A 13,313-nucleotide genomic window follows, 5' to 3' on the forward strand; every position below is an offset into this window, starting at 1 on the left:
GGCAGTTCGCCCGCGCCCGGGGCCGTGCCGACCGGGGTCGGAGCGGGCTGCAGAGCGGGCTTTTCCTTCTCCGGAGCGGGCGGGGGCCACGGCTCGCCGCGTTCCATCGCCAGCTCGCCCGGGGTCTTGATCGGCGGCTTGTCCGACGGCGTGCGCTCGCCGAACTCGTTGAAGACGGTGATGTGCGGGCGCTTCTCGACCGTCGCGAAGATCCGCTCGAGGTCCTTGCGCTGCAGCGTTTCCTTCTCCAGCAGCTCCATGACCAGGTTGTCGAGCACGTCGCGGTAGGTGTTCAGCACGTGCCACGCCTCGGTGTGCGCGGTCTCGATGAGCTTGCGCACCTCCTCGTCGATCTCGTGCGCCACCTCGAGCGAGTAGTCGGCCTGGCGGCCCGCGGACCGGCCGAGGAACGGGTCGCCCTGCTCCTGGCCGTACTTCACCGCGCCCAGCCGCGCGCTCATGCCGTATTCGGTGACCATCGCGCGGGCGATCTTCGTCGCCTGCTCGATGTCCGACGACGCTCCGGTGGTGGGCTCGTGGAACACGAGCTCCTCGGCCGTGCGGCCGCCCATCGCGAACACCAGCCGGCCGATCATCTCCGACCGGGTCATCAGCTGCTTGTCGTCCTCGGGCACCAGCAGCGCGTGCCCGCCGGTGCGGCCGCGAGGCAGGATCGTCAGCTTGTACACCGGTTCGATGTCCGGCATCGCCCACGCGGCGAGCGCGTGCCCGCCCTCGTGGTAGGCGGTGATCTTCTTCTCCTTCTCGGAGATGATCCGGCTCTTGCGCGCGGGACCGCCGACCACGCGGTCGACCGATTCCTCGAGCGCGGCGTCGGTGATCACGTGCCCGTTCTCGCGGGCGGTGAGCAGCGCGGCCTCGTTCAGCACGTTGGCCAGGTCCGCACCGGACATGCCGACGGTGCGCTTGGCCAGCCCGGTCAGGTCAGTGCCCTGCGCGATCGGCTTGCCCTTGGCGTGCACCTCGAGAATCGCCTTGCGGCCGAGCAGGTCCGGCGCGGACACCGGGATCTGCCGGTCGAACCGGCCCGGGCGCAGCAGCGCCGGGTCGAGGATGTCCGGGCGGTTGGTGGCCGCGATCAGGATGATGCCGCCGCGGGCGTCGAAGCCGTCCATCTCGACCAGCAGCTGGTTCAGCGTCTGCTCGCGCTCGTCGTGGCCGCCGCCGAGGCCGGCGCCGCGCTGGCGGCCGACCGCGTCGATCTCGTCCACGAAGATGATGCACGGCGCGTTCTGCTTCGCCTGTTCGAAGAGGTCGCGGACCCGGGAAGCGCCGACGCCGACGAACATCTCGACGAAGTCCGAACCGGAGATCGTGTAGAACGGCACGCCCGCTTCGCCCGCGACCGCACGCGCGAGCAGCGTCTTACCAGTACCGGGCGGCCCGTAGAGCAGCACGCCCTTCGGGATCTTCGCGCCGAGCGCCTGGTAGCGCGCCGGGTTCTGCAGGAAGTCCTTGATCTCGTACAGCTCTTCGACCGCTTCGTCCGCGCCCGCGACGTCGCCGAAGGTCGTCTTCGGCATGTCCTTGTTGAGCTGCTTCGCCTTCGACTTGCCGAAGTTCAGGACGCGGTTCCCGCCGCCCTGGGCGTTGTTCATCATCCACATCAGGAGGCCGAGCACCAGCGCCAGCGGGATCGCGAAGATCAGGATCTGGGTCAGCAGGCTCTGCTGGGTGACCTTGGTGGTGAACTTGATCGGATGGTTCGCCTGGTTGTCGACGTTCGCGCCGAGAAGCTCTTTGTAGATGTCGTCGGTCGCACCGCCGGGGAACTGCGCAGGAACGAAGCGTGCGTGTGCTCCTCGTCCTCTTCGCCGGCGCCGTGCGCGCCCGCCCCGCCCATGCCGCCCATCGGGCTCATGCCCTGCGACTGGCCGATGGTGCCGCCCGCCGGGACGACGCCCTGCTGCTGCGGGGCCGCCGACGCGGCGCTCTGCCCGCTCTGGTGCTCGGCCGCCGCGGAGGTCTTGCCTTCCTCCTCCTTGCGCGAACCGCTGCGGTTGCCCTCGCCGAGCTTGCCGCCGGCGAACCCGGCTCCCGCGCCGATGGCGCCGAGGCCGAGCGCGGCGCCGACCCCGCTGCCGCCCGTGCTCGCGGGAGCGGAGGCGATCGGAGCCGAGCCGACGCCGACGCCGGAACCGGTGCCGACGCCGGCACCCGCGGCGAGCCCGCTGCCGCCCTCGAAGCCGGCGGTGCCGTACTTGCCCGAGTCGGCCGAAACGTGCGCCGGGGCGCCGTGTCCGGCCACGCCCGCGCCGCCGACCGCGCCGTGCGCGCCCACCGTGCCGAAGCTGGCCGGGGAGCCGAGCGCGCCCGGAGCGTCGGTGTGGCCGATGTCGTTGACGTTGTTGAACGAGTTGCCGTTGAAGTGCGTCGCCGTCGGCTTCATGCCGAGCGAGTCCGGGCCGAAGCTCGGGGTGGAGCTGTCGACCTCGCTCATCGCCTGGGTGTAGGCGTTGAAGAACGCGACCTGCTGCGCCTTGACGTCGTTCGCCGCGTCCGCCTGCGCCTTCTGGTCCGCGGCCAGCGCGGCCGGACCGCCCGCGAGCGCGGCCGCCATGGCCTGCTTCGGGTCGTAGTCGCGCGGGGCGGGCATCTTCTTGACCTCGGCGGCCGCGGCGGCCTGGCGGGCGAGCCGGTCGGCCATCGTGTGCGCGGCGTCCGAGGCCTGCGTGCCCGAGTTGGCGATCGCCACGAGCGCGCCCTGCGCGCCCGCCGCACCCTGGCCGACCCAGACGTTGCCCAGTTCGGTGATCGCGTTGTACAGGTCGTCGGACGCCTGCTTCAGCTCGGTGCCGTGCTTGGCCCAGTGCTGCCCGGTGGACTCGGCGGTGCCCGGGTCGTTGTCCGTGGTCGCGCCGACGTAGAGCTGGTGGCTTTCCTGCGCCTGCCAGTTCGGCGGGTTGCCGATGGCGCGGTCGCCGCCGATCTCGAAGCCGCCGGAGCTGCTGCGCGCCGACGCGACGATGTCGCTGGCCGCGGGGTTCGAGCCCATCGCCACGGTCGAGCCCGGCGCCGGGGCCGAGGACGACGTGCCGTAACCGGAAGTGTTGTAGCCCGAGCCGTCCGGGACGGAGCCGCCCGGGGCCGAGGTGCTGGTGTTCGGTGCCATGACTGCGTGATCCCCCTAGGACGTCAGGCCTTGGTGCGGAACGGGTCGCCTGCGGACTGGTCGAACTCGTGGTAGCGCGACATCGCCGCGACGATGCCTTCCTCCGCTGCCTGGTACTGGCTGAGCAGGTTCTGCAGCGCGGACGAGTAGGAATCGCCGCCGCCGTCGGCGCGCTGCACGAACTTGGTCGCCATCGCCTTGCCGACCGGGTTCGCGCCGAGCTTCGGCGGCTGCGCGAGCGTGCCCGCGCTGTTCAGAAGAGCTTCGATCGCGTCCCGCCCGGTCCGGATCTTCTTCAGCACGGTCTGCGCGGCATCCGGGTCGATTCCGACCTGGCCGTTGACAGCGGCGTTCTTGAACGCCGCGGCATCCGCCGAGCTGTTGTTGCCCATCTGCCCTCTCTCCGTTCCCCCGCGCGAGGACCAGCCCGTCGGCTGGTGTCACTCGTCCGCATGGCAATAGGTCTTCGCATAGGTTAACGCACCTGGTCGAGCCCTATGACGCGATTTCGGGCATCCGGGTTCCGCATCCGGAAGGATTGCCGCCGACCGTGCTGGTCCGGACTATCCGGACGTGTAGACGTGCGGGTCGAGCGTTCCGATGTAGGGCAGGTCGCGGTAGCGCTCGGCGTAGTCGAGGCCGTAGCCGACGACGAACTCGTTGGGGATGTCGAAGCCGATGTACTTGACCGGCACCTCGACCTTCACGGCTTCCGGCTTGCGCAGCAGCGAGACGACCTCGAGCGAGGCCGGGTTCCGGCTCGCCAGGTTCTTCAGCAGCCAGGACAGGGTGAGCCCGGAGTCGACGATGTCCTCGACGATCAGCACGTCGCGCCCGGCGATGTCGCGGTCGAGGTCCTTCAGGATCCGCACCACCCCCGACGACGAGGTCGAAGACCCGTAGGACGACACGGCCATGAACTCCAGCTGCGTCGGCACCGGAAGCGCCCGCGCGAAGTCGGTCATGAACATGACGGCGCCCTTGAGGACGCCGACCAGGAGGAGGTCGCCCTGGCCGTTTTCCGGGTGGTCCGCGGCGATCTTCGCCGCCAGCTCCGCGATCTTGTCCTTGATCTGCTGCTCGGTGATGAGCACGGAGGCGATCTCGCCCTCGTACACGCGTCATTCCCCTCGGGTGGTGGGTTCGGGTCCGGCAAGCGAGAGCCTGCCACGCCGCCGTCGAGCCTCCAAGTTGCCCGGCAGCCACACCCCGCCCTGACCCCGCCAACGGGCCACTAGCGCGTCGACCGAACGCAGGTGCGCGTCGGTCAGTTCGCGGACCCCGGAGTCCAGCAGCCACCTGCGGAGAACCCGTCTGCGCAGCGCAGCGGGCTCGGCGGCGAGCACGGCTACGTCGAGGTCGTCTTCGCGGACCGCGCGCTCGTGTACGCGCGCGGCGAGTGTGTCCAACGCCTCGGTGTCCTCGCGCAGTTGTGCGGCCGTACGGGCTAAAGCTGGAGCTACTCCACCCGACAGCACGTCCTCCAGGAGCGGCAGTGCCTCCGTACGCAGCCGTACGCGGGTGAAGCGCGGGTCTGCGTTGTGCGGGTCTTGCCACGGCTCTAGGCCGAGTTCTGTGCACGCCGCGACGGTTTGCGCGCGAGTGATGCCGAGCAGCGGACGTCCCCACGGCGGATCGTGCGGGCGCATGCCAGCCAGCGAGCGCGGTCCAGAGCCGCGGCCCAGACCGAGCAGCACTGTCTCAGCTTGATCGTCTTGCGTGTGGCCGAGCAGTACGAGCCCTTCGCCGTTTGGCAACGCTTCGCGCAGCGCGTGGTACCTCGCGGCGCGCGCGGCTGCTTCGGGACCGCCTTTGCCGACGACGTGTACGGCATGCACTTCCACGGCGTCAACGCCAAGGCCCTTCACGACCGTCGCTGCTTCACTGGCTACGGCGGCTGAATCGGCCTGAAGACCATGATCGACGACAAGCGCTCGCGTACGGACGTCTCGGTGCCGAAGGACGTACGCCGTCGCTTCAGCGAGCGCGAGAGAGTCCGCGCCGCCCGACACCGCGACGCACACTTCGCCGGGAACAGCGACTGTCGCAAGGAAATCGCGGACCGCTGTCCGGACCGCGGCGAGCGCGCTCACCCGTGCAGGCGCCGCACCCAGGCCGCTGGGTCGGCGATCTCGGCGCGGGTCGGCAACGTGTTCGGCGAGCGCCACACCTTGTTGAACCCGTCCATGCCGACCGCGTCGACCACGTGCCGCGTGAACTTCGCGCCTTCCTCGTACTGGCGGATCTTCGCGTCGAGACCGAGCACCGCGCGCAGCAGCCGGTCGAACAGCCCGCCGCCCTGCCGACGCGCGGTGAACCGGGCGCGAATCTGTTCCACGCTCGGCACGACCTGCGGGCCGACCGCGTCCATCACGTAGTCCGCGTGGCCTTCCAGCAGCGTGGACAACGCCAGCAGCCGGTCGAACACCGAACGCTGCTTCGGCGACTGCAGCAGTTCCGCGATCCCGCCGCCCTTGCCGCGGTTGCGCAGCGCGTCGGGCAGCCTGCCGACCAATTCGGCCAGCCCCTCGGCGGAGCTCTCCGCGAGCCCGGACACCAGCCGTTCGACCTCGTCGGCGAAGTAGTCGCGCAGCCACGGCACGGCGGTGAACTGCAGCCGGTGCGTGCACTCGTGCAGGCAGACCCACAGCCGGAAATCGTGCGAGGGCACCTTCATCGCGCGTTCGGCGGCCACCACGTTCGGCGCGACCAGCAGCAGCTCGCCCTTGTTCTCCGGGCCGCCGAACGGGTCGTACTGGCCGAGCACGCGGGAGGCCAGGAACGCCAGCAGCAAGCCGGTCTGCACGCCCGCGCCGGACGCCAGGATCGGGCCGAGCGGACCGCCCTGCGCGGCGGGCAGCGCGCGGCCGGTGAGCACGCCGAGACCGGACGCCGCGGACCGGACCCAGCCGGGCCGGTCGACCACGGTGCCGGGCAGCAACGGCAGGTCCTGGCCGAGGCCGGTCAGCTCGCGGACGTGCCCCTCCGCCTCGGCGGTCAGCTCCCGCAGGTCGACCACCGCGCGGTCGGCCTCGCCGCGCGCGACCTGCGGGCCGCCGCGCACCAGCAGCGCGCCGGTGGCGGCTGCCCGGTCCCAGTCGACCATGGGCCGCCGTCGGGTCTCGGTTTCCTGGCTCACCCCTCCGACGCTACCTTCCGGCCGCGGATTGTGGGCAGCTCAGCCGAGCGGGTTCAGCGAGTCGGCCCAGCGCCATGCTATTTGCAGCCGCAGCCGCGCAACGCGGTCGCCAGCACGTCGAGCGCCGCCTGCCCGGAGTTCTTCTCCGAACCGTTGGACATGAACGCGAAGGCGAGCACGCGGTTGTCGCTGTCGAGCACATACCCGGCGAGGGTGTTGACGCCGGTGAGCGTGCCGGTCTTGGCGCGCACCCAGCCCTTGCCCCCTTGGGTTTCGCCGGAGTGGTAGCGGCCGTGCAGAGTGCCCTCCGGGCTGCCCGCGACCGGCAGACCGGCCAGCAGCGGACGCAGCTTCGGCGTGTTCGGGTCCTTGCCGTCCGGACCGGCCGCCGCGGCGAGCACCTGCGCCAGCAGCCTGGCCGGCACCTTGTTCTGATTGGACAGTCCACTCGTGTCGAACAGCTGCAGGCCGTTGACGTCGAAACCGTGGTCCGCCAACACCTTCTTCACCGCCGCGGAGGCTCCGGCGAACGACGCTTCCCCGCCGGTGGCCATCGCGACCTGGCGGCCGAGCGAGTCGGCGAGCACGTTGTCGGAGATCTGCAGCAGCGCGTACGCGAGGTCCGGCAGCGGAGCCGACTGGACTTCGCCGAGCACCTTCGCGCCTTCCGGGGCCTTGGCGGGGCCCGCCGGGCTCGCCCCGAGCTTGTCCGCGACGAGCTGGGTGAGCGCGGTTCCCGGGTTGCCCGAGCGCATGGTCTCGTCGACCTTCGGGTTGCCGCGGCCGCCGTCGGTCATGGCCGGGACGATCGGCGCGCCGTACAGCGACGGCGCGTCACTCGGCTCCCAGCCCGGGGCGGTGTTCGGACCGCTGAAGGCGCTCGCGTCGAGCTGCACCTTCTTGACGTCGCCGCCGGCCTTCTTGACCTGGTTGACGAGGTCGTCGACGTGCGCCGCACCGGGGTACAGCGGCGAATCGGTGCCGACCGGCAGCGCGGTCAGCGACGGGTCGCCGCCGCCGACGATGATCACCGTGCCCGGCTGCGCGCCCTGGACGATCTTGGTGGAGATCCGCTTCGTCGGCTCCATCGCGAGCAGCGCCGCGGAGACGGTGAGGATCTTCGTGGTCGACGCCGGGGTCAGCGGGGTGTTCGACGCGTGGTCCCACAGCACCGTGCCGCTGGCCGGGTCGATCACACTGCCGCTGAGCTGCGAGAGCGCGGCCGCACCGGCGGGGCCGGACAGCTTCGCGGCCACGCCGTTCGCGGACGGTCCCTGGCCGGAGGTGTCCGGGCCGTGCAGCGCGAGGCTGGCGTCGGCGGGGTCCGGTTCGCTGCCCTTCGGCGCGTTCGGCGCCCACGGCAGCCCGAGCCGGTTGGACACGGCGGGCACCGCGGACGCACCGCCCGCGGCAGCCAGCAAAAGCAGCACGACGAGCGCCAGGATCAGCGCCTTCCGGCGAGACTTCTTCGGCGCGTCGCCCGCGGCCGGGACCGGCCCGGCGCTGGCAGGCGGCTCGGGAGGCGACTGCTCCGCGTCGGGGCGCGGCGGAATCTGCTCCGGACCTGGGCGTTCGGCGAAGCCGTCCGCGGGCCGGGGGATGCCGATCGTCGCCTCGGAGGGACCCTCGGGCGCGACGGGGAAGCCTTCGGCCGGGCGCGGGATCCCGACGGTCGCCTCCGCCGGGAACTGGCCTCCGGACGGATCGATCCGCATCGGCCGCACCTGGCCGCCTGCGGGCGGGACGGTGCCGGGCGCGGGTTCGGGCAGCGCGGGACGGACGGGGATTTCGATCTGCTGCGACCACGGCTCCGCACCGGATTCGTTCCGGTCGGCCCGCGGTTCGTCTCGCCGGTCGGACTGACCCGCCTGCGGGTCGTTGCCCGGACGACCGGGCTGGTCGGGGTTGAGCCGCGCGGCGGCGGAACCGGCGACCGAGGCCGATTCGCCGCGGAGGCCGGGCTGGTTCTGCTCCTCGGCGCGGCCGGACTGAGCCTGACCAGCGGAGCTGGCCCCTTGCGTCTCTTCGCCGCCACGACCCGGCTGAGCGGAGCTGGCAGCGTCGCCGGAGTCGTTGCGGAAGGCGGTCCAGCCCTCCTTGGGCGGCTCCTGCCCCTGCTCGTCCCGCGCGACGATCGGGCGGAACGCGGCCCAACCCTGGTTGTTCTCGCCCGTCCCCGGCGTTTCGTCCCGGAACGCGGCGAACTGCTGCCCCTGCTTCTCCTCCGGCCGAGCAGACCCGGCGGACTGGCCGGACTGGAACGGCTTCCACCCCTGCCCCTCGCCGGAAGCCTCCGCTCCGGCGGGCTCGAACAGCGAGTTCCCCGGCTTCCGCGCGGCCTGCCAAGCGGGCGACGACTCCTGCTGCCCGGGCGAGACGTTCGGCTGCGCCCGGACCGTCTGCTCGGCGGAACCCTCCGCCGCATCCTTGGCGACCTTCGAGGATTGCACCGTCTCCTCGCCGTCCGGCCGCGGCACCCCGGCCGCGAACCGGGTCGGACCCTCCACGGGCACCCACGGAGCCTGCGGTTTCTGCTCCTCGGGCCGGGCGGGCACCGAGGCGCCGCTCATCCGGTCCGCGAGGTTCGACCGCGGCGGCTCCGGCGGCGGGACGGGAGCGTTCGAGGGCGCGTTGAGCCCGGGGACCTCCTCCGGCGGGACGTTCGGCCGGAACCACGATCCCGGCCCGTCGCCCGGTGTGACATTCGGCACGGAAAGCTGCGCGGTGGCCCCCGCGTCGCGCTTGGGCAGGGGGAGGCGGGAGGTCGCCCGGTCCGCCTGGGACGAGGTGTCCTCGTCGCCCGTGGGCCACCTCGGCTGGTCGTTTTCCGGCACCCACCACTCCTTCTCACCCGCCCCCGGAGGGGCCAAGGTCACATGCCGTCTGGCCGACATCGGCGCGACCCGCCGACGGGGCGTAGTCCACACTAGTGACGTCAACGAGGTCATGAGGTTGCCGCCCACGAGCGCGTGGCACACCGAGAGTGAAGAAGCAGCGAGGACGGCCGTGGAATTCGACGTCACGATCGAAATCCCCAAGGGGGAGCGCAACAAGTACGAGGTCGATCACAAGACCGGTCGGATCAAGCTCGACCGGACCCTGTTCACCGCGACCCAGTACCCGGCCGACTACGGCTTCATCGACGACACGCTCGGCCAGGACGGCGACCCGCTCGACGTGCTCGTGCTCGTCCAGGAGCCGACGTTCCCCGGCTGCCTGATCCGCTGCCGCGCGATCGGCATGTTCCGGATGACCGACGAGAAGGGCCCGGACGACAAGGTCCTCGCCGTCCCGACGAACGACCCGCGTCTCGAGCACCTGCGGGACATCCACCACCTGAACGAGTTCCACAAGCTCGAGATCCAGCACTTCTTCGAGGTCTACAAGGACCTCGAGCCGGGCAAGAGCGTCGAGGGCTCGTCCTGGGTGAGCCGCGCCGAGGCCGAGTCGGAGATCGCCCGCTCGTACGAGCGCGAGAAGGACCGCCTCGCCAAGGAAGAGATCAACGGCGAAGAGCACCACTGAGCCACGCGAAAAAGGGCCGTCCACCGGAGAGGTGGACGGCCCTTTTTACTGCCCGATCAGCCCGCGAGGGCCAGTTCGCCCGCTTCCTGCTCGGCGCGCTGCTCCATGGCCGACTTGTCCGACAGCGGCTTCTCCCGCAGCAGCCAGACCAGCGCGAACCCGACGGTCAGCACCGCGCCGCCGATCAGGAACACCGTGCTCATCGAGCTGGAGAACCCTTCCAGGATCGGCCGGGCGAGCACCGGGTCGAGCTTCGACAGGAACGAGGTGTCGTTCACGTCGAGCCCGCCGCCGGCCAGCTGCCGGGCGAACTCCGGGTGCTGCGCCAGCGCCGCAGTGTAGGCCGGGGAGGCCATCGCCGAGCGGACCGCCGCCGCGATCCGGTCGCCGACCGTGCTGAACAGGATCGACAGGAACACCGCGGTGCCCGCCGTGCCGCCGATCTGCCGGAAGAAGGTCACCGACGAGGTCGCGACCCCGATGTCGCGGGGCGTGACGTCGTTCGTCGCGGCCAGGGTCAGCGTCTGCATGGTCGAGCCGAGGCCGAGTCCGAGCACGAACGCGATGGCCATGACCACGCCGAGCGCGGTGTCCACGCCGATCATCGAGAACGAGTACACCGCCGCGGCCATCAGCCCGAGTCCGGCGACCGCGAAGCCCTTGTACCGGCCGGTCCGGGTGATGATCCGGCCGCTGCCGAGGCTCGCGACCATGATGCCCAGGGTCAGCGGCAGCATCTGCAGCCCGGCCTGGGTCGGCGTCGCGCCCTTGACGATCTGCAGGTAGAGCGGCAGCGACATCATCGCGCCGAACATCCCGATGCCCTGGATCACGGTGACCAGCGTCGACACCCGGAACACCCCGCTGCGGAACAGCCGGAGCGGCAGCAGCGCGGCGTCGCCCATCCGGCGTTCCTGCAGGACGAACAGGGCCACGCCGAGCGCGCCGACCAGGTACATCGCCAGCGACGCGGGCGAACCCCATCCCCATTCGCGGCCCTGTTCGGCGACGAGCAGCAGCGGCACGAGGCCCAGCGTCAGCGCGCCGGCTCCGAGGAAGTCGACCTTCTGGTCCACGCGGGTGTGCGGGAGGTTCAGCACCTTGCTCACGACGACCAGCGCGGCGAGCGCGATCGGCACGTTCACCATGAACACCCAGCGCCAGCCGGTCAGGCCGGCGAACGAGTCGAGTCCGGCGAAGAACCCGCCGACGACCGGGCCGGCGACGCTCGAGACGCCGAACACGGCCATGAAGTAGCCCTGGTAGCGGCTGCGTTCCCGCGGCGAGGTGATGTCGGTGATGATCGCCAGCGCGAGCGACATCAGACCGCCGGCGCCAAGGCCCTGGAACGCGCGGAACGCGGCCAGTTCGTACATCGACCCGGCCATCGCGCTCGCCAGCGAACCGGCGAGGAACAGCGAGATCGCGGTCAGGTACATCGGCTTGCGGCCGAAGAGGTCGGACAGTTTGCCGTACAGCGGCGTGGAAAGCGTCGCGGTGATCAGGTAGGCGGTGGTGGCCCAGGCCTGCAGGCTCTGCCCGTGCAGTTCGTCGGCGATGGTCTTCATCGCCGAGGACACGATGGTCTGGTCGAGGGCCGCCAGGAACATGCCGAGCATCAGTCCGGACAGAACCGTGAGGATCTGCCGGTGTGAAAGCCGTCCGTTCGTGGTGGCGCCCCCTTCCGCAGTGGCGGTGTCGCTCATGGTGGTCTCCCTCAGTGCCTGATTGATGCTGTCGTACTAGTTGCTTGTATCTCTCAACTACTTGCTCGCCACAACTGTTCCCGAAAAGCTTGCATTCATCAACCAAATATCGTGTGACGCTAATCTCTCGCCGGGCGATGTCGAGAACGCGCGACCGGCTCCGTCCCTGGCGCGAACGTGACGGCACCGAGCCGCCACCAGCACGGAGGAGAACCACGATGGCCAAGTACCTGCTGCTCAAGCACTACCGCGGCGCGCCGGCTTCGGTGAACGACGTCCCGATGGACCAGTGGACGCCCGAGGAGGTCACCGCCCACATCCAGTACATGCGCGACTTCGCGGACCGGCTCGTGGAGACCGGCGAGTTCGTCAGCGAGCAGGCGCTGTCCCCGGAAGGGACGTGGGTCCGCTTCGACGGCGAGGGCCGCCCGCCGGTCACCGACGGCCCGTTCGCCGAGACCAAGGACGTCATCGCGGGCTGGATGCTCATCGACGTCGACAGCTACGAGCGCGCGCTCGAACTGGCCGGGGAACTGTCCGCGGCCCCCGGCGCGGGCGGCAAGCCGATCCACGAATGGCTCGAACTGCGCCCCTGCTACGGCGTGACGCCCTCGGTGACCGAATGAACGAGGAGTTGCTGCGGGAGCTCGTGCCCGCGGTGATCGGCATCCTCGTCCGCCGCGGAGCGGATTTCGCGTCGGCCGAGGATGCCGTGCAGGAAGCGCTGATCCGCGCGCTGGAGGCGTGGCGGGACGATCCGCCGCGCGACCCGAAGGCGTGGCTCATCTCCGCCGCGTGGCGCCGGTTCCTCGACGCCACGCGGTCGGAATCCGCGCGCCGGGGCCGGGAAGTGGCGGTGGACGCCGAGCCGCCGCCCGGTCCGGCGGCCGCGGTGGACGATTCGCTCCAGCTCTGCTTCCTGTGCGCGCACCCGTCTTTGACGCCGTCGTCGGCCGTCGCGCTCACGCTGCGCGCGGTCGGCGGGTTGACCACGAAGCAGATCGCGCAGGCGTATCTGGTGCCGGAAGCGACGATGGCGCAACGGATCAGCCGCGCGAAGAAAACCGTGTCCGACGTGCGGTTCGACGCGCCCGGCGACGTCGCGACCGTGCTGCGCGTGCTGTATCTGGTGTTCAACGAGGGCTACTCCGGCGAACTCGACCTCGCCGCCGAAGCCATCCGGCTCACCCGGCAGCTCGCCGCGGGATTCGACCATCCGGAAGTGGCCGGTCTGCTCGCGTTGATGCTGCTGCACCACGCCCGCCGGGCCGCGCGGACGAAGCCGGACGGCAGCCTCGTGCCGCTCGCCGAACAGGACCGGAGTCTCTGGGACACCCGGCTGATCGCGGAGGGCGTCGACATCCTTCAGGCGGCACTCGCCCGCGACCAGCTCGGCGAGTACCAGGCGCAAGCCGCGATCGCCGCGCTGCACGCCGACGCGCCCGCCGCGGAGGAAACCGACTGGGTGCAGATCGTCGAGTGGTACGACGAGCTTCTCGCGCTGACCGACAGCCCGATCGTCCGGCTGAACCGGGCGGTGGCGGTGGGCGAGGCGGACGGGCCTCGGGCTGGGCTGAAGGCGCTGGCGGAACTGGATTCCAAGCTGCCGCGGCACGACGCGGTTGCCGCGTATCTGCACGAACGCGACGGGGACCTCGGCACGGCGGCGCGGCTGTACAGCGAAGCTGCGAAGAAAGCGCCGAACCTGGCCGAGAGCGAGCACTTGACGCGGCAGGCGGCGCGGATCAATACCCAGCTCAAAGCTCGTGAGTGGCGAAGCCGGTTCTAACCGGCTTCGCCACTCACGACC

Annotated in this window: 10 protein-coding genes and 1 pseudogene; 3 read left to right on the forward strand and 8 right to left on the reverse strand. The window is 70.9% G+C overall.

What is annotated here, in order from left to right; all coding sequences use genetic code 11:
- Nucleotides 1-104: 104 nt before the first annotated feature.
- The 7 genes and pseudogenes from ftsH to dacB all read right to left on the reverse strand — a co-directional run.
- Nucleotides 105-1,697, reverse strand: a pseudogene (ftsH, locus tag SSMG_RS35895) (ATP-dependent zinc metalloprotease FtsH); the annotation flags it as partial.
- A complete protein-coding gene (locus SSMG_RS35900) occupies nucleotides 1,679-3,133 on the reverse strand; it encodes a hypothetical protein (protein WP_009084310.1) in 1,455 nt (484 codons plus the stop codon). The pseudogene ftsH and the gene SSMG_RS35900, both read right to left, overlap by 19 nt.
- Nucleotides 3,134-3,156: 23 nt before the next feature.
- Complete coding sequence (locus SSMG_RS35905; protein WP_009084311.1) at nucleotides 3,157-3,525, reverse strand: hypothetical protein; 369 nt, start codon at nucleotides 3,523-3,525, stop codon at nucleotides 3,157-3,159.
- A 171-nt stretch (nucleotides 3,526-3,696) separates the two neighbouring features.
- A complete protein-coding gene (hpt, locus tag SSMG_RS35910) occupies nucleotides 3,697-4,251 on the reverse strand; it encodes a hypoxanthine phosphoribosyltransferase (protein WP_037369179.1) in 555 nt (184 codons plus the stop codon).
- Nucleotides 4,252-4,254: 3 nt separating this feature from the next.
- Nucleotides 4,255-5,301: a tRNA lysidine(34) synthetase TilS gene (gene tilS / locus SSMG_RS44050; RefSeq protein WP_009084312.1), complete on the reverse strand. Its 1,047-nt coding sequence runs from the start codon at nucleotides 5,299-5,301 to the stop codon at nucleotides 4,255-4,257.
- Entirely contained in the window at nucleotides 5,223-6,272 is a 1,050-nt protein-coding gene (locus SSMG_RS35925) for a zinc-dependent metalloprotease (protein ID WP_009084314.1), read from the reverse strand. The genes tilS and SSMG_RS35925 overlap by 79 nt, the downstream gene beginning before the upstream one ends.
- Before the next feature lie 77 nt (nucleotides 6,273-6,349).
- Nucleotides 6,350-9,106, reverse strand: coding sequence for a D-alanyl-D-alanine carboxypeptidase/D-alanyl-D-alanine-endopeptidase (gene dacB, locus SSMG_RS42750; protein WP_037715973.1), 2,757 nt, complete (start codon nucleotides 9,104-9,106; stop codon nucleotides 6,350-6,352).
- A gap of 172 nt (nucleotides 9,107-9,278) precedes the next feature.
- Here dacB and SSMG_RS35935 point away from each other — a divergent pair, with 172 nt between their 5' ends.
- Nucleotides 9,279-9,797, forward strand: a complete 519-nt coding sequence (locus SSMG_RS35935; RefSeq protein WP_009084318.1) for an inorganic diphosphatase — start codon at nucleotides 9,279-9,281, stop codon at nucleotides 9,795-9,797.
- A 56-nt stretch (nucleotides 9,798-9,853) separates the two neighbouring features.
- Here the strand turns inward: SSMG_RS35935 and SSMG_RS35940 are convergent, their stop codons facing one another.
- Nucleotides 9,854-11,503 carry an MDR family MFS transporter gene (locus tag SSMG_RS35940; protein WP_009084319.1) on the reverse strand — a complete coding sequence of 550 codons (1,650 nt, stop codon included), beginning with the start codon at nucleotides 11,501-11,503 and terminating at the stop codon, nucleotides 9,854-9,856.
- Nucleotides 11,504-11,721: 218 nt separating this feature from the next.
- Here SSMG_RS35940 and SSMG_RS35945 point away from each other — a divergent pair, with 218 nt between their 5' ends.
- Nucleotides 11,722-12,129 carry a YciI family protein gene (locus SSMG_RS35945; protein WP_009084320.1) on the forward strand — a complete coding sequence of 136 codons (408 nt, stop codon included), beginning with the start codon at nucleotides 11,722-11,724 and terminating at the stop codon, nucleotides 12,127-12,129.
- Nucleotides 12,126-13,292 carry an RNA polymerase sigma factor gene (locus tag SSMG_RS35950; protein WP_009084322.1) on the forward strand — a complete coding sequence of 389 codons (1,167 nt, stop codon included), beginning with the start codon at nucleotides 12,126-12,128 and terminating at the stop codon, nucleotides 13,290-13,292. Before SSMG_RS35945 ends, SSMG_RS35950 begins: the two co-directional genes overlap by 4 nt.
- Nucleotides 13,293-13,313: the final 21 nt, after the last annotated feature.

This window comes from Streptomyces sp. AA4, assembly GCF_000158875.1.
GTDB lineage: Bacteria > Actinomycetota > Actinomycetes > Mycobacteriales > Pseudonocardiaceae > Amycolatopsis.

Excerpts from the sequence above, each read along its gene's own strand:
- SSMG_RS35900 (WP_009084310.1), bottom strand. The coding sequence starts at position 3,133 with ATGGCACCGAACACCAGCACCTCGGCCCCGGGCGGCTCCGTCCCGGAC.
- SSMG_RS35905 (WP_009084311.1), bottom strand. The coding sequence starts at position 3,525 with ATGGGCAACAACAGCTCGGCGGATGCCGCGGCGTTCAAGAACGCCGCT.
- SSMG_RS35940 (WP_009084319.1), bottom strand. The coding sequence starts at position 11,503 with ATGAGCGACACCGCCACTGCGGAAGGGGGCGCCACCACGAACGGACGG.
- SSMG_RS35945 (WP_009084320.1), top strand. The coding sequence starts at position 11,722 with ATGGCCAAGTACCTGCTGCTCAAGCACTACCGCGGCGCGCCGGCTTCG.
- SSMG_RS35950 (WP_009084322.1), top strand. The coding sequence starts at position 12,126 with ATGAACGAGGAGTTGCTGCGGGAGCTCGTGCCCGCGGTGATCGGCATC.